Genomic DNA, 15,994 nt, shown 5'->3' with positions numbered 1-15,994 from the left:
CGTTGTCCCTCCAACAGGAGTTCGCCGACTTCGCTGCCGAGGCGGACAAATCGAAATTTGCCGTACAAAAGGCCCTCGACGAGCTAAACGCCACGACGAAGAAAATCTTGAACCAGGAGTTAGGACTCGGAGATGTTTAACGAGGACAACACCATCGAGCAAATGAGCGTCGAGGCGCTTGCCAGCCTTGGCTGGAGATACGTTGCTGCCGAAGACCTCCCGCGCCGCCATGCCGACGTCATGGTCGAGCCCATGGTCAAGGACGCCCTCATCAGGCTTAACCCGGAGATCGCAGAAGACCCCGATCGCGCCGACGAGATCATCTACCGACTCAGGGCCCTCATTCAGTCCACAAGTCCGCAGAACCTGGTCTCCACCAACGAGCGGTTCAAAAAGCTCGTCATCGAGGAGAACTCATTCCCCTACGGCAAAGACGGCCGCATGGTCCCCATCCGCTTCTTTGGCACGGCGGCGGACGGCGATCTTGACAAAAACGAGTACATCGTCACCAACCAGTGGGTCTACCCCCAGGAACAGGGCGGTAAGCGCCTCGACCTCGTCCTTCTTGTCAATGGATTTCCGCTCGTCATCGGCGAGTTCAAGACGCCGGTGCGCGATTCGATAACCTGGCTCGACGGCGCTGGCGACATCGCTAAATATGAGAAGAGCATCCCGCAGATGTTCGTCTGTAGCGCCATCAACTTCGCCAGCGAAGGAAAATGCTATCGCTACGGGTCGGTGAACATGCCTCCCGAGATGTGGGGACCCTGGCATGAGGGCGACAAGAAGAGCGAGGGCACACTTGCCGACGTCAAGAGAAGCATGGCGTCCATGCTAACCCCCACGAACGTCATGGACATCTTCCAGTTCTTCACGCTCTTCGCCACCGACAAGAAGCATCGACGCATCAAGCTGATCTGTCGTTACCAACAGTTCGAGGGCGCGAACCTCATCGTAGACCGCGTCCGCGCAGGATACCCGAAGCGTGGCCTCATTTGGCATTTCCAGGGCTCAGGAAAGTCACTGCTCATGGTATTCGCTGCCCAGAAGCTGCGCATGGTCCCCGAACTCAAGAACCCGACCGTCGTCATCGTGGATGACCGAATCGACCTCGAGACCCAGATCACGGGGACCTTCAACGCATCCGACATCCCCAACCTCGCAAGCGCCGGCAGCAAGGAGGAGCTTGAGTCCTTCTTCAAGCAGGACATGAGAAAGATCCTCATCACCACCATCTTCAAATTCAGCGAGGTTGCGGGGACGCTCAACGAGCGCGAGAACATCATCCTCATGGTCGACGAGGCGCACCGCACCCAAGAGGGCGACCTCGGCGAGAAGATGCGACTCGCCTTGCCAAACGCCTTCTTCTTCGGCTTGACCGGCACGCCCATCAACCGAACCGACAAGAACACGTTCCACACCTTCGGTGCCAAAGAGGACAAGTCCGGCTACATGAGCCGCTATTCCTTCGCCGACTCCATCCGCGACCACGCCACATTGCCGCTCCATTTTGAAACCGTTCCCGTCGAGCTCCACGTCAACCAAGAGGTCGTGAACGCCGCCTTTGACGAAATGACCCGAGACCTCAGCAAAGAGGACAAGGCGGAACTCACCAGGCGCGTCAAGATCGAGTCCGTCATGAAGGCCCCCGACCGCATCCACAAGGTATGCGAGCACATCGCCAAGCACTTCAAGTCAAAGGTTGAGCCCGACGGCTTCAAGGCGCAGGTAGTCTGCTACGACCGAGAGTGTTGCCTGCTGTATAAGGAGGAGCTCGACAAGCTCTTGGGCACTGATGCAGTCACCATCGTCATGGACACAAACAACGACAAGGAAGACCGCTACAAGGCATACCGTCGAGATCGCGATGCCGAGGAAAAGCTCCTTGACCGTTTCCGCGACCCGGACGATCCGCTCAAGATTCTCATCGTCACTGCAAAGCTGCTCACGGGGTTCGATGCGCCCATCCTGCAAACTCAGTACCTTGACAAGCCCTTGCGCGACCACACGCTGTTGCAGGCAATCTGTCGAACCAACCGCGTCTACAACGACAAGAAGACATTCGGTCTCATTGTCGACTATATCGGCCTCTTCGACAACGTCGCCAAGTCTCTGCACTTCGACGAGGCCGAGGTGCAGAAAGTTATAACCAACATCGACGAGGTAAAGGCTGAGCTGCCCGGGCTTATGCATTGCTGTCTTGAGTACTTCTCAACGGTCAGAGACCGCCGCAGCGCGGATTGGGAGTCCCTTCTCGAAGCTCAACAATGCCTGCCAACGACAAAGGTGAAAGACCAGTTTGGGGCCGACTTCTCGGTCTTGAACAGAGCGTGGGAAGCCCTTTCGCCCGACCCATGTCTCAATCCCTACAAGCCCGATTTCATCTGGCTCTCGCAGGTCTACGATTCCGTGAGACCGGTAGACAATCGCGGGAAGCTCATCTGGGCAGCGCTCGGGCCCAAGACAATCGAGCTCGTGCACGAGAACATCACCGTCGAGAGAGTCCGAGACGATGACGACATCCTTGAACTCGACGAGGACATGATCGAGCACTTCATCAACGACAAGAGCAATACCGAGAAGATCACGCGTAAGCTGGAGATAGATCTCGTCGCCCGAATCCGCAGGCACGATAAGAATGGCAAGTTCCAGAAGCTCGGCGAGCGCCTGGAGGACCTGAGGGAACGTCACGAGCAAGGTCTCATCAACAGCGTCGAGTTCCTCAAGATGCTCATCGACCTCGCCAGAGAGGCTCGAGCGGCCGAAAAGGAAGTCGTGCCCGAAGAAGAGGAGGACAAGGGCAAGGCTGCCCTCACAGAACTCTTCAATGGTGTAAAGAATGGGGACACGCCAATCATCGTCGAGAACATCGTCGGCGACATCGACGAAATCGTTAAGATCACCCGATTCGACGGTTGGCAGGCAACCACAGCAGGCGTCAAAGAGGTCAAGAAGCGGCTACGCGCCATTCTTTGGATGCGCTACAAGCTCAAAGACCAGGCTCTTTTTGATAAGGCGTATTCGTATATTGAACTCTACTATTAGGCAACAGAAGACAGGTCTCTAGGGACGCTCCGCATCAACCATTTCATCGGATGCGGAGCGTCCCAATTTGAACGAGCAACGTCTTGCGACGGGTGAACACTGCAACCCCAATGGCCCGCTAACCCTTTCATAATCTGGTGGTTAAGTCTTCACTAGAAGCCATCCACACTTTGTAGTTAATTGATTCCTTCTTCGCAGGCGAAAACGACAATGATGTCCGCCCCCTACCTCCCCTCCGCCTTCAGCTTCAGCAGCAGGTCACCCAGCTCGGGGCACTTCTTGGAAAGGCGCGTCTGGGTTCGCTCGCCCATCCCCCACCGCTGGCGGATCTCCTGGGCGTGCGGACTCACGTGATAGTCCCCCTCCATCATCTGCTTGAGCAGCTTGGCGGTCACGCGTGCATCGGCTAGGGCGCTGTGGGCGTGACCCGTCGACTCGTCAAAATCGATGCCAAACCACGCTGCCGCGTCGCCCAGCGAGACGCACCCGTGGCTGCCCACGTCCATGATCGAGGTGTAAAACGCCTGCAAGTCAGCCCAATCCGTAGGAAATACGGAAAGGTCGATATGCTTTGCCTGGCACTCGGTCAAAAGCTGTCGACGGTCCGCCCCGCTCCAACAGACCACCTGGGCGGAGTAGCGACCAATCCAATCGCTGAGCCTTTTGATCACCATGTAGAGCGGGTCGGCCATCGCGGTGTCCACGGCCGATATCCCCGTGAGCTCGCGGACGGGAAACGCAACGCCTTCGGTAAATTCTGTCTGCACAAACTGCGAGAACTCGCCCATAACGTTGCCGTGGTAATCGAGTTTGACAGCGCCGACCTCGATAATCTCGTTGCGCAGCCCGCGGCGCTGGCGCTGCTTTGGCACCGGCGCAAACTCAAAGTCCAGCACAATCTGGCGCGCAAAGTTCGTCGTATCGACAGCCAAGATACACGGCGTCTTTTCAGCTGACACGGTTAGGGCCTTTCTCCACTGCTTGCCGCTTGCTACATAGGCGGCTACGTTGCGGTAAGCGTAGCCGCCCGTGCGGACATGAAAGCGGAGCGCAATGCCACGCACCAGGCACGCGCCACGCAGACGGACCCAAGGGATCCCGCCCGCTCTATTCAAATGCATGAAAAAGATTGAGGCCCGGTGACTTGAATCAGCGGTCATCCCGGGCCCATCAGAGCTCGTAGAGCTCTTGGTTGCTTTGGTCTCGCTCTTCACGGCGCTTATCGAACTTTCCGAGGCACTCAAGCAGCATTCGAAGCATAACGAGTCGCTGCCATTAAGGCACTGACCCCTTGACCAAGCAACGGCGCTGCCCAGCTCTCCAGAACTTGGGCTGCCGTCGACTTTATTCTATCCGCGAGCATCTGGTTTACCAAATGGATTTTCGGTAAAGGAAGCACGGCACGCCCGCAAAACCACTACGCCCCAAGTGCCGCCATGGGGATCACCGCCACGCCGTCGTCGCGTGTGTAGGCAATGCTCCCCTTTCCAACCACGACCGCCAAAAACGCCGGCGCGGCATTCTGGGCGGCAGGATTGGAGAGCACTTTCCTCTCCAGCGCCTTGAGATTTCTCGCTCCATCGTCTGCTTTCGCATCACTCAGCTTGACCTCGATGGCTCCCCAGCGCCCGTCGTGCTCAACGATCAGATCGACCTCAAGGCCCTTCTCATCTCGGAAATAATGGACACTGTTGTCGACACCGCCGTAGGTGGAAAGGAACACGCGCACGTCGCGCAGAACGAGGTTCTCAAAGAGCATCCCTAGCGTTTGCATATCGCCAAGCAGCCGCTCAGGGGTAGCCCCCAGCAACGCCGCCGCAAGTGACGGGTCACAGAAGTAGCGCTTGGGGCGCACGCGAACGCGGGCCTTCGAGCGCATGGGCGGCTCCCATCCGCACAGGTCCTCGGTCAGCTTGAGCCTGTTGAAGAGGTCCAAGTACGCAGCGATGGTCCTCTCGTCGGGGCCCGCCTCACCGTACGAGGCGTCCTTTATGAGCGTCTTGTACGTGACAGCCTGGCTCTCGTTCATGGCAAGAGCTCGCAAAAGGCCGTGTGCAAGCTCGGGCGACATGCCCTCATCCAGCACGTTGACGTCGAGCACCGAGTGCACGTACTGGCTTGCCGTCTCTCGCGCAAGATCTTCCGAAAGCCCAAGATTTGCAGGCCAACCGCCCCTGCAGCACCAGCGGGCGACGTCATCCACCGTGCTCTCGCGACGCTGAGGGGCAAAACCCTCGCCCTTAAAGAGGCTTGCCAGTGACACGAGCGGCTCGCCGTCGCCCGACTCACACAGGGCCATGGGGCGCATTGACAGACGGGCGATCCTACCCGTGCCGGAATGACGAACATGGCTGCGCTCCTCGCTTTTGAGCGCGGTCGAGCCCGTGAGCAAAAGTGTCCCGCGTTCGTTGCCGCTCGCGTCCACGAAGCGCCGGGCGGCATCCCAAACCTCGGGCACCTCCTGCCATTCATCGACCAGGTGTGGCGCATCGCCGATGAGCGCCAGGCTTGGGTCAACCTCTGCCGCCGCGCGCTGCGCAGGCTCATCGAGCCTGGAGACGCTTGCCGAGCGAGAGAGCGCCGTCCAGGTCTTGCCGCACCATTTGGGGCCGTTGATCTCCACACAGCCAAACGCCCGCATAAGGGTGTCGAGGCGCTCCTCTATGAGCCGGGGCCTATATCCCTTTTGGGTCAATCTCTTTGGTGCATCCATAGACGGCCGTCCCTCTCTATCACGCGATATGCGAAATTACGCCATTCTCAATGCGGATTTTACGCTACTTTCAATGTAGTTTTTACGCCCTTACAGATGTAGTTTTTACGCTGTTTTCATTGAAGGTTTTACGCTTGACATCCTTAGCGCGACGCTCGCTCAACCCCTGACCACCGGATTGCCCGAATTCCGGGATGCTGCCTCCGCTCCAAACAAAAGGCCCCGGCTCGCGATGAGCTGCCTCCCATTTCTTGAACATATGAGGTTCCGCTTGAAGGGCGATCCGGAAAGCGCGTCCCATTCCGAGCATCACATCAGAGCGCGCTTGGTTATCTCCGCCCTCACATCTCGGCAAACGAGATCAGCTTGACGTCTCCCCTACTCTCTGCGGCATCCCGACATCCCTGCGTAAAGCCGCTTTTTGAGAAAAGTGCATAGCTTTTTCGTTGCCGTCTAAAGAGCTCGCTTCGATGCACGAGCTTTTGCAGCACGTCTTCACCCGTCGGTTCATTGCGCCATTTGCACTCCGCAAACAGCGCAGCGCCCTCGCCATCGTCAACAATCAAGTCGATTTCTTCCTGCGTATGCGTGCGATTGTCTGTCCCCCACCAGCGCCCGACGCTCGCCGGAACCACATTGAGCTGGCCCGCGCGCGCGAGTTCGTACACGTATTGCCTGCATATAAGCTCAAAGACCGTGCCCATGTAATCCGACACGTGCGGCTCAATGCGCTTATACGCCATCTCGGCCATATCGTTTTGAATCAACCCGATGTTCTGCGGCACAAACTTGTACCAGAACCTAAACATCTGGTCGCTCAGTAGATACACGGCCCGCTTATTGCTCGTCTCGTTTAGGGGCAGCTCGCGCTCGACAATCCCAAGCGACGCCAGCTTATCCACATAGCTCTTTACGTTGCTCGCAGGGATTCCCGTAGAGCTCGCAATCTCCGAGATCTTCGAGCGCCCCTGAGCAATTGCTTGCACGATCGCATCATATTGCTCGGGATTGCGGCACTCTTGCATTAGCAGGTTACTCGGCTCTTCAAAGAGATAGCCCGTAGGGGTAAGGAAAAGACGTTTGACGTTATCCTTGAGTGATGCGGCAGGATCGACTTTCTCGATATAAGCAGGAATGCCGCCCGTCATACCATAGCAAACTGCAGCGTCTTCGCGACTCATGCTCTGCCACAGGCCGAGGGTCGTCGTAAAATCAAGCGGCATGATCTTAAACTGGGCCGTACGCCTACCGTATAGTGGACTCTCGTAGCCCAACACCTGTTCCTCCATAAACGAAAGAGACGAGCCGCATAGAATCAGCATGAGCTTGGTCTCTTTGTACAGGTGATCGATCTTGTCTTGCAGCAACGAGCTGATCTCGGGATTCGATTGGGCGAGATAGGGGTACTCGTCAATCACGACAATCAAACGTTCCGTGCGAGCCATGGTGGCCAATGCATCGAACGCCTCGTCAAAACTACGAAACGACACGCCTGCAGCACCAACCGAACCCGCAAGTATCGCCTGGCTAAAGCCGTGCAGATTTGCCTCTGCATTGGTACGACGAGCTTGAAAGTAAATAGCCTTCTTGCCTTGGATGAACTCTGTGATAAGACGCGTTTTACCCACACGACGGCGGCCGTAAATCACAGGCATCTCAAAGGAGCCCGTGCCATACAGTCGATTGAGCTCGGACATTTCCGCTGTTCTTCCGATAAACATAGGGTCATCCTTCCTTTACGTTATAGCTAGCTATATTATACCTTCCTATAATATAGCTAGCTATAACGTAATTCGACAAGCGGGCCACGCAAAAGGGACGGTAACCCACCGTACGTGGGCCGTTCCGGAAAACGCATCCCGTTCTGGTGCAAAAAACTGGGCCGTAGCTTCCGCCAAACATGCCATCCGGAAAGCGCGTCCCATTCTGAGCCTGAATTCTGGGATGCGGTTTCCGCTGAAACTTCTACCGGAAAATACATCCCACTCTGGGACCGAAGTCTGGGACGCAGTTTCCGGTTGAGGGGCGTCCCGGAAAGCGCGTCCCATTCCGAGCGGCAATTCCGGGTCACAGTTTCCGCAGATACAAGACGACGATCCGCAGCCCTTATCACATGCCTTCAAATATGCGATCCAGAAACACAAAACAGCAGATAGAATGCTCTTTTTCAAAAAAGTACACGTCCCGAAACTTACCCAGTCTCCATAACTCGCTACCGTTCAAGGTCGCCGATTACCGCCCACCGATTCGGATGTAAAAATGTCGCCGAAAACAGGCCATCTACCTGCATGGTTAGATTTTGGTCAGCTTTTGGTCAGTTGAGCGGCAAGTTCCGGCTGATACGTTTTTGCTACCCAAAAGGAGGCGGTAGCTCATGACCCATTGCAATGACCAACTCATCGACCAGCTGTTGAACCAAGCCGAACAAGAGGGGCGCTGTCTGATTCCCCCGAGCGCGGCGATCCGAAAAGCGCTCCTTCGGCGCACCGGCAGCACGGTTGTCTCGCCCATGCCGGGACTGTTCGCGCGCAAAATGCGCTGGGATGAGCTCAACCGGGCGCAGCGTCATTGCGAGATTATTTGCGCCCTTGCGATCATCCACCCCGATTGGACGTTCTGCTCGTTTTCGGCAGCTTGCCTGCTGGGGCTCGAGGTCTCGTGGCGACATCTGAATGTCGCGCATATCTGCAGCGCCACCAAGCCATCGGCTCGCCCGGGCGCGCATATTCAGCGGCATCAGATCGAGCCGGCCGGAGCAATCCGTCTATCCGGCATATCGGTAACGCCGCCCATCCAAACGGTCACAGATTGTCTGCTGCAAACTGGTTTTGCCGACGGCATGCCCATTGCCGATTCGGCGATCTTAAAGCTCGGCCTTGCGCGGGAACAGCTGATGGAGGCCGTTGAGCAACGAGCGACTGCCCGCAATGGTCGCGCGATTCGCACCGCCCTCACAACGCTTCGATATGCCGACGCCCGCGCCGAGAGCGGCGGGGAATCGGTCGCCCGAGCCGTCATGATCGAGATGGGCTTTGCGCCCGACTGGCTTCAATACGAGCTGACGGACCCCTTCGATTCGACCGAAAGCATGCGAACGGATTTTGCCTGGGAGCGTCAAGCCAGGGAGCTCACGCTGGGCGAACTCGACGGGCTCATCAAATATACCGACCAGACCATGCTGGCCGGACGCACCACCGCCGAGGCGCTCGTTGCCGAACGACAGCGCGAGGCGCATCTATCGCTCTACGGTCACCCTCTGCTGCGCTTTACCATGAACGAGGTCCGCTCGGCAGGAATGCTCGCCAAAAAGCTGCAGACGGCAGGCATCCGGCAGACCGCGCTACCGACATGGCTCAACGAGGTAGACCTGTAGGGACCGCTGAGCTTATGCCCGCCTGCCTACCAAACCGGGATACGCTTTCCGGTCGGAAGCTCCCGCGGAAACCATGTCCCAGACTGAGTGCTCAAAACGGGATGCGCTTTCCCGACGAAGCTCCTTGCGGAAAGCGTGTCCCAGAATGAAGACTCGGAATGGGATGCGATTTCCGCCTGAAGGCGATTCGGAAAGCGCATCCCATTCTGAGCATCGATTCCGGGTCGCAGTTTCCGGTTGAGGGCCGTTCCGGAAAGTGTGTCCCATTCCAGGCGCGGATTCCGGGATGCACTTTCCGTTTGAAGCTCCAACCGGAAAGTGTGTCCCATTCTGAGCGCCAATTCCGGGACGCAGTTTCCGCTCTAAGCAAAAGGCCCCGGCTCGCGATGGAGCTGGGGCCAAAGACGCAGCATATGTAGTTGATGTTGAGCGCGAACAGCCCGTCAGCAATGGGCGTCCGCGCTCTACTCTACCCGCGGTTGCGGACGCGGCTGTAGGGCGTATCCACCATGGGCAGATCGGGACGCAGTTTGCCGTCAAACGCGCGGTAGGCGTTCTGCACGGCGGGCGCCGTGGGGATCGTTGCGATCTCGCCGATGCCCTTGCCGCCGTATGCCACGGGCAGCAGCTCGTCCTTCTCCACGTAAATGGCGTGGATATCCGGAATCTCGGGCGCACGGAACAGCCCGAGCGTACCGTACCTTGCCTGGGGCACGCAGTCCTTGAGCGGCCAGTCCTCGGTAAGCGCATAGCCCATACCCATAAGCACGCCGCCTTCGATCTGACCCTGGATGGAGATGGGGTTGACCACCTTGCCGGAATCGTGCGCGGCATAGACCTCGCTCACGCGGCCGTCGTCGCCCAGAATGACCACATGTGTGGCAAAGCCGTAGCAGATGTGGCTCTTGGGGTTGGGAACATCCGCACCCAGCTTGTCGGTCGGCTCCAGATACACGTAGCCAAACTCGCATCCCTCAAGCGCCTTGATGGCGGTCGCGGGATCCTGAGGATGCATACCCTGGCCGGCGACGAGCTCCTGCGTGCGCAGCTGATAGGCGCGACCGTCGTCGTACTCGATCTTGACGCCGTCGCCATGCGCGCTCACCGGGGCGGTAGGCGCAGGCTTGCCGGCCTCGATGCCAACCATGGCATCGCGCAGCAGGAAGGCGGCACCGCGCACGGCCTCGCCGGTCACGACCGTCTGGCGCGAGCCAGACGTGGTGCCGGAGTCGGGAGCGTTCTCGGTGGAGCACTCGCCATTGGCAATGCAGCTCAGCGGCAGACCGCAGGCCTCGGCAACGTCCTGCAAAAAAACGGTGTTGCAGCCCTGGCCGATGTCGGACGTGGCGGCGTAGACCACGGCGCAGCCATCCTCGACGCGAATCTTGCAGCGACCGGCATCGGGCAGGCCCACGCCCACGCCGGCGTTCTTCATGGCGCAGGCAATGCCGGCGTGGCCGGGATGCGCGTAGTAGGCATCCTTGACCTCGAGCAGCGTCTCCTTAAGCGCCGTGGAGCAATCGGCGATCTGGCCGTTGGGCAAAACCTCGCCCGGCTCGATGGCGTTTCGGTAGCGGATCTCCCACGGATCCAGGCCGACCTTTTCTGCCAGCAGGTCGATCAGGCTCTCGAGCGCAAACTCGGACTGGCACACGCCAAAGCCGCGGTACGCACCGGCGGGCGGGTTGTTGGTGTAGTAGCCAAAGCCGCGGATGTCAGTGTTCTGGTACTTGTAGGGACCGACGGCGTGCGTGCAGGCGCGCTCGAGCACCGGGCCGCACAGCGACGCGTAGGCGCCGGTGTCAAAGTTGATCTCGCAGTCCAGGCCGGTAAAGTTGCCCTCGGCGTCGCAGCCCAGCGTAAAGGTACCGTCCATGGCATGGCGCTTGGGATGGAACGCGAGCGACTCGGCACGCGTGAGCTTGCACTTCACAGGACGCTGGAACTTATATGCGGCGAGCGCGGCCAGGTGCTGGACCGAAACGTCCTCCTTGCCGCCAAAGCCGCCACCCACGAGCATGGTCTCGACGACCACACGCTCGGGTTCGCTATCCCAGCCAAACATGTGGGCGCACTCTTTGCGCGTATCGTAGGCACCCTGGTCGGTCGACTGCACCTTGACGCCGTTCTTGTACGGGAAGGCGACGGCGCACTCGGGCTCCAAGAAGGCATGCTCGGTAAAGGGCGTGGCAAAGCGCTGCGTCACGGTAAACGCGCTCTCTGCCAGCGCCTTGGCGGCGTCACCGCGCGTCACATGGCGGCTCTGGCACACGTTGTCCTTGAGCTCCACCGTGTTGCCGAAGGCAAAGAAGCTGTCGTGCAGGCGCGGGGCGTCAGCAGCCCTGGCCTCGACAATGTTACGCACGGGCTCCAGCGGCTCGTAATCAATCTTTACGAGCTTCTTAGCCTTCTCGAGCGTCGCCTCGTCCTCGGCAACCACCAGCACAATGGCATCGCCCACGCAGCGGGTGATATCGCCCTGGGCGATCATGACGTCCCAGTCCTGGATAAGGTGGCCGACCTGGTTGACCGGCACGTCCTCGGCGCGTAGGATACCCACCACGCCGGGCAGGGCCTCGGCCTTGGAGGTGTCGATGGAGAGCACACGGGCGCGCGGGTACTTGGAGCGCACGGCGCTGGCGTAGGTCAGACCCGGCTGATCGAGCTCGTCGATGTCGTCGGGGTACTTGCCCTCGCCGAGCACCTTCTTACGCACGTCAATACGGAAGGCGCGCTTGCCCACGCCGTAGTCGTCGCCGCGCTCCAGATCCTCGTCGATCTGCTTTTCGCCGCGGAGTACTGCAGCGGCCAGCGAGATGCCCTCGATAATCTTTTTGTAGCCGGTGCAGCGGCAGACGTTGCCGCGGATGGCGTACTTGATCTGCTCCTCGGTGGGCTCGGGATCCTCGGCGATGAGCGCAGCGCCCGCCATGACCATACCGGGGATGCAAAAACCGCACTGCACGGCGCCCACGGCGCCAAAGGCGTACACAAAGGCCTCGCGCACATCCTCGGGCAGGCCCTCAACAGTCACGATGTTGCGGCCGGCGGCAAGAGCGGTGGTTAGCACGCACGCCTTGACGGCTGCACCGTCCACATGGATGGTGCAGGTACCGCAGGCACCCTCGGAGCAGCCGTCCTTAGCGGAATGGATGTGCAGGTCGTCGCGCAGGTAGCGCAGCAGCGGTTTATTTTGGGTCGTCGTGCGCTCGACGCCGTTAACGGTAAAAGTGAATTCCTGTGCCATGGTGATTCCCTTCTACACGCCGGCGGCGATGCCGGTGCGGTCGTGGATGGCGCCATGTGGGCAGACGACGGCGCACATGCCGCAGGACAGGCAATCCGCGCCATCGATATGGGCGCAGTTGTCCTCGATGCGGATAGCGCCGGCGGGGCACTTTTTAGCGCACATGCCGCAACCGATGCAGCTCGTGTCGCAGATCTTGCGCGCAATGGCGCCCTTATCGGTGTTGTTGCAGCGCACCAGGATGTTCTGGTAGCCGGGAACAAAGGCAATCACGCGCTGCGGGCACGCCATGCCGCACAGGCCACAGCCCGTGCACTTGGAGCGGTCCACGCGGGCGATGCCATCGACCAGCGCAATGGCGCCGTGGGGACAGGCCGTGACACAGGCGCCACAGCCAATGCAGCCTTCGCTGCAGCGGGCGTCGCCGCCTGCGGAGGCGCAACCGCTTCCGCAGGCAACGTAGGCCACGTTATGTTGAATGGATTTGGCCATAAGGGGTCCCTTATTTCTTAAGGAGATACGGATAGCTGTCGCGCACGGCCTTGATGGTCAGGCGGACGGCCTCGGGCAGACCGGTGTTGACGGCATCGACCGAGACGGTGCGAACCGTGCCGGCGACGCGAACCTTAAAGTGGTCCTCGTCCACGGCCAGGAAGCCCTCGTTCTCGGAGTTCTCCATGTCCTGCTCGCTCCAGAACAGGGTGAGCTTGTCCTTGTAGGGACGACCCTCCTGGTAGGGGCAGAACACAGCGCAGTTGCCGCACTCGTTGCACATGCCATCGACGTGGACGACCTGATGCTTGGCCAGGCCCGGCACTTTTATTGCCACGTTGGCGCGGTTGGGGCACACATCGCAGCAGACCTCGCACACCGAGCCGCAGCCCAGGCAGCGAGTCTTGGTGCAGTTGCGCTTGTCACGGCACAGCGACCCCTTGCACTCGTAGCAGGTGTCCTCGCGGCCGGCCTGCTCGTTGCAGTCGACGTACTTGTTAAAGTCCACGCCAGCGATGGCACGGGCGACTTCGGCGGCGTCGGCAATAGCCTCGACCACGGTGGCAGGACCGCGACGGCAGTCGCCTGCAGCCCAAACGCCCTCGACGCCGGTGGAGGTGGCGGCAAGGCGGCCGCGACGGTCGTGCTCGACGCCCGCGGTGTCGTACAGGCTGGCATCGATGCCCTCGCCCACGGCGCAAATCACCGTGGTGGCGGAAAGCTCGACGGTCTCGCCCGTGGCGACGGGGCTGCGACGGCCGCTTGCATCCGGCTCGCCAAGTTCCATGACGTCGCAGGTCAGCACGGCGCCGTTGAGCGCCTTGGGCGCCAGCAGCTCGCAGAACTCAACGCCGTCGGCAAGAGCAAGATCGAGCTCTTCCTCGTCGGCGGGCATCTGCTTCTTGGTGCGGCGATACACCAGGCGCACGTTCTTCACGCCAGCAAGGCGCTTGGCCACGCGGGCCGCGTCCATGGCGGTGTTGCCGGCGCCGATGACCACGACATCCTCGCCCAGCTCGAGCTTCTCGCCCTTCTTGGCGGCCTCGAGGAACTCCAGCACGTCGAGCTCGGCACCCTCGCCCAGGCCCGCAGAGCCGGGCATCCAGGCACCGGTGGCCACGACCACGTCGGTAAAGCCCTGGGCCTTGAGCTCGTCAATGGACTCCACGCGAGCGTTGAGCTGAACCTTGGCGCCAAAGGCCAGGCAGAGCTCGGCGTCGTGGGAGATATCGTCGCTCGCGATACGGAACTCGGGGATCACGTGACGGACCACGCCGCCGAGAGAGTCGCGGGCCTCGAAGATAGTGACGGGCACGCCGGCGCGCGTCAGGAAGAACGCCGTCGCCAGACCGGCCGGGCCGCCGCCGATAACGGCAACGTTGCGCTCGGCGTCGTTGGCAATGGCCTGGGCGCGCAGCTTGGGCAGCACGGCGGTCATGGCCTCGCGGGCGGCCTTGAGCTTGCTGGCGCGAATCTGGGCGCCCTCGGGCTCGTAGAATGCACGCTCGCAGGCACGGCCGCAGGGATGCGGGCAGATGGTACCGGTAATGAACGGCAGGGCGTTGCGCTCGATGATGATGTTGAGCGCGTCCTCGTAGCGGCCCTCGTCAACAGCCGCCAGATAGGCAGGGATATCCTGCTGGATGGGGCAGCTCGTACGGCAAGGCGTGGTAAAGCAGTCGGAAAGCGGGCTCTTGCCGGCGACCTTGCGGTCGGGCAGCGGGCGCAGCGGCTTCTTGTAGAGCGGGTTGGTGAGCGAGTCGGTCTGGATCGCAGTCACGGCCTCGAGAGAGACGCCCGCGAACGGCTTGCCATCCAGGTCGGTAAACTCGCCGGCCATCTGGCTAAAGCGCTCGTAGCCACCGGGCTTGAGTACGTCGGTCGCCAGGGTAACAGGCCAAATGCCGGCATCGTACAGGGCACGAATGTTGTAGACCGTGGCACCGCCGGAGTAGCTGATGCGCAGCTTGCCATCGAACTGCTCGGTAATGCGGCGGGCGGCCTCGATGGTCAGCGAGAACAGCGAACGACCCGACATGTACATCTCGGTGGAAGGCAGCTCGTTCCTCGTCACGTCGACGGGGAACGTGTTGGTCAGCTTGACGCCAAACTCCAAGCCTCGCTCGGCGCACAGGGCAATCAGGCGCTCGAACATGGGCACGGCGTCGGCCCACTGCAGGTCCTCGCGGAAGTGTGTATCGTCGAAGACGATGTAGTCAAAGCCCAGCTCGTTGAGGCGCTGACGGGCAAACTCATAGCCCAGCAGCGTGGGGTTGCACTTGATGTAGGTGTTGAGGCCCTTCTCGGTGATGAGGTAGGTCGCGATGCGCTCGATCTCCGCCGGCGGGCAGCCATGCAGCGTGGACTCGGTTATGGAGTTGGACACGCGCGCCGGGATGGACTCGACAAACGCGGCGTCGACATGCTCAAACTTGTCCAGGTTGGCGAGCGCCCATGCGCGGCACTCGTTCCAGACGTCGGAGCCGCTGGCGTCCTTCATGCCCTCGATGTAGGCATCGACCTTGGGGCTCTTAATGCCCTCCAGGTCATAGCCCACCGACATGTTGAAGACAAAGCCGTCCGGGCTGCCCAGACCGTACTCGCGAGCGATCAGGTGGCAGGCAAACCATGCCTTCACGTACTCGGCAAAGGCCTGCGGAACCTCGAGCTCGGTCGACCATTCGCAGTTGTAGCACTCGTCCTGAGCCACGATGCAGGGCTTGTTGACGCACTTGGAGAGCTCCTCGCCGTCCATAACCTGGACGGTCTTGAGCTCAAAGAAGCGAGAACCGGCCACATAGGATGCCACGATGTTCTGGGCAAGCTGCGTATTGGGGCCGGCGGCCGGGCCAAACGGAGTCTCGATGCGCTCGTCAAAAATGGGAAGCGCACCCTCCTGGTTGGTCGTGACCATCTTGCGCACGCCAAAGATGGCGTCCTGGGTCTTGTGCTCCTCGATGATCCAGTTCATCAGCTGCGAAAACGGGATCGGCCTCATGATGTCGCTCATAGTGAGCTCCTCTCTGTAACGCCCGGCGAGACCGCGCGGCGGGCGCAAATACGGTGTAGCGCTAGCACAGCGCCGGCGACCCCGCGGAGGTCGCCTATACGCGCGTCGGATGCG

Annotated in this window: 9 protein-coding genes; 2 read left to right on the top strand and 7 right to left on the bottom strand. The window is 60.3% G+C overall.

All coding sequences use genetic code 11. The features are described from left to right. The first annotated feature begins 132 nt into the window (after positions 1-132). A complete protein-coding gene (locus DW796_RS07205; RefSeq protein WP_118094703.1) occupies positions 133-3,045 on the top strand; it encodes a type I restriction endonuclease subunit R in 2,913 nt (970 codons plus the stop codon). A gap of 224 nt (positions 3,046-3,269) precedes the next feature. On the opposite strand, the gene DW796_RS07200 is transcribed toward DW796_RS07205, so the two are convergent. The 4 genes from DW796_RS07200 to DW796_RS07190 form a co-directional block, all read right to left on the bottom strand. Beyond that, positions 3,270-4,004, bottom strand: a complete 735-nt coding sequence (locus tag DW796_RS07200) for a 3'-5' exonuclease (protein WP_158567709.1) — start codon at positions 4,002-4,004, stop codon at positions 3,270-3,272. 458 nt (positions 4,005-4,462) lie between these two features. After that, positions 4,463-5,758, bottom strand: coding sequence for an ATP-binding protein (locus DW796_RS07195; protein WP_118094701.1), 1,296 nt, complete (start codon positions 5,756-5,758; stop codon positions 4,463-4,465). Positions 5,759-5,840: 82 nt separating this feature from the next. Beyond that, complete coding sequence (locus DW796_RS10430; protein ID WP_158567708.1) at positions 5,841-6,017, bottom strand: hypothetical protein; 177 nt, start codon at positions 6,015-6,017, stop codon at positions 5,841-5,843. 82 nt (positions 6,018-6,099) lie between these two features. Then, positions 6,100-7,479, bottom strand: coding sequence for an ATP-binding protein (locus DW796_RS07190; protein ID WP_118094700.1), 1,380 nt, complete (start codon positions 7,477-7,479; stop codon positions 6,100-6,102). Positions 7,480-8,132: 653 nt separating this feature from the next. Between DW796_RS07190 and DW796_RS07185 the strand changes: the two genes are divergently transcribed. Beyond that, positions 8,133-9,131 carry a hypothetical protein gene (locus tag DW796_RS07185; protein ID WP_118094699.1) on the top strand — a complete coding sequence of 333 codons (999 nt, stop codon included), beginning with the start codon at positions 8,133-8,135 and terminating at the stop codon, positions 9,129-9,131. A 469-nt stretch (positions 9,132-9,600) separates the two neighbouring features. Here the strand turns inward: DW796_RS07185 and xdh are convergent, their stop codons facing one another. From xdh to ygfK, 3 genes are read right to left on the bottom strand one after another with little or no spacing between them, the layout of a single operon-like run. Continuing rightward, positions 9,601-12,378, bottom strand: a complete 2,778-nt coding sequence (gene xdh, locus DW796_RS07175; protein ID WP_118094697.1) for a selenium-dependent xanthine dehydrogenase — start codon at positions 12,376-12,378, stop codon at positions 9,601-9,603. 12 nt (positions 12,379-12,390) lie between these two features. Beyond that, entirely contained in the window at positions 12,391-12,870 is a 480-nt protein-coding gene (locus tag DW796_RS07170) for a 4Fe-4S binding protein (RefSeq protein WP_055252516.1), read from the bottom strand. Between the two features lie 10 nt (positions 12,871-12,880). Next, entirely contained in the window at positions 12,881-15,880 is a 3,000-nt protein-coding gene (ygfK, locus tag DW796_RS07165; protein WP_118094696.1) for a putative selenate reductase subunit YgfK, read from the bottom strand. Between the last annotated feature and the right edge of the window lie 114 nt (positions 15,881-15,994).

This window comes from Collinsella sp. AM31-2AC (genome assembly GCF_003469285.1).
GTDB classification, from domain to species: Bacteria; Actinomycetota; Coriobacteriia; order Coriobacteriales; family Coriobacteriaceae; genus Collinsella; species Collinsella aerofaciens_AT.
Note: the sequence above shows the minus strand (reverse complement) of the source record. Positions and strands in the feature narration are given on the sequence as shown.

Coding starts and splice junctions, on each gene's coding strand:
- DW796_RS07205 (WP_118094703.1), top strand. CDS start 133: ATGTTTAACGAGGACAACACCATCGAGCAAATGAGCGTCGAGGCGCTT.
- DW796_RS07195 (WP_118094701.1), bottom strand. CDS start 5,758: ATGGATGCACCAAAGAGATTGACCCAAAAGGGATATAGGCCCCGGCTC.
- DW796_RS10430 (WP_158567708.1), bottom strand. CDS start 6,017: ATGTTCAAGAAATGGGAGGCAGCTCATCGCGAGCCGGGGCCTTTTGTT.
- DW796_RS07190 (WP_118094700.1), bottom strand. CDS start 7,479: ATGTTTATCGGAAGAACAGCGGAAATGTCCGAGCTCAATCGACTGTAT.
- DW796_RS07185 (WP_118094699.1), top strand. CDS start 8,133: ATGACCCATTGCAATGACCAACTCATCGACCAGCTGTTGAACCAAGCC.
- xdh (WP_118094697.1), bottom strand. CDS start 12,378: ATGGCACAGGAATTCACTTTTACCGTTAACGGCGTCGAGCGCACGACG.
- DW796_RS07170 (WP_055252516.1), bottom strand. CDS start 12,870: ATGGCCAAATCCATTCAACATAACGTGGCCTACGTTGCCTGCGGAAGC.
- ygfK (WP_118094696.1), bottom strand. CDS start 15,880: ATGAGCGACATCATGAGGCCGATCCCGTTTTCGCAGCTGATGAACTGG.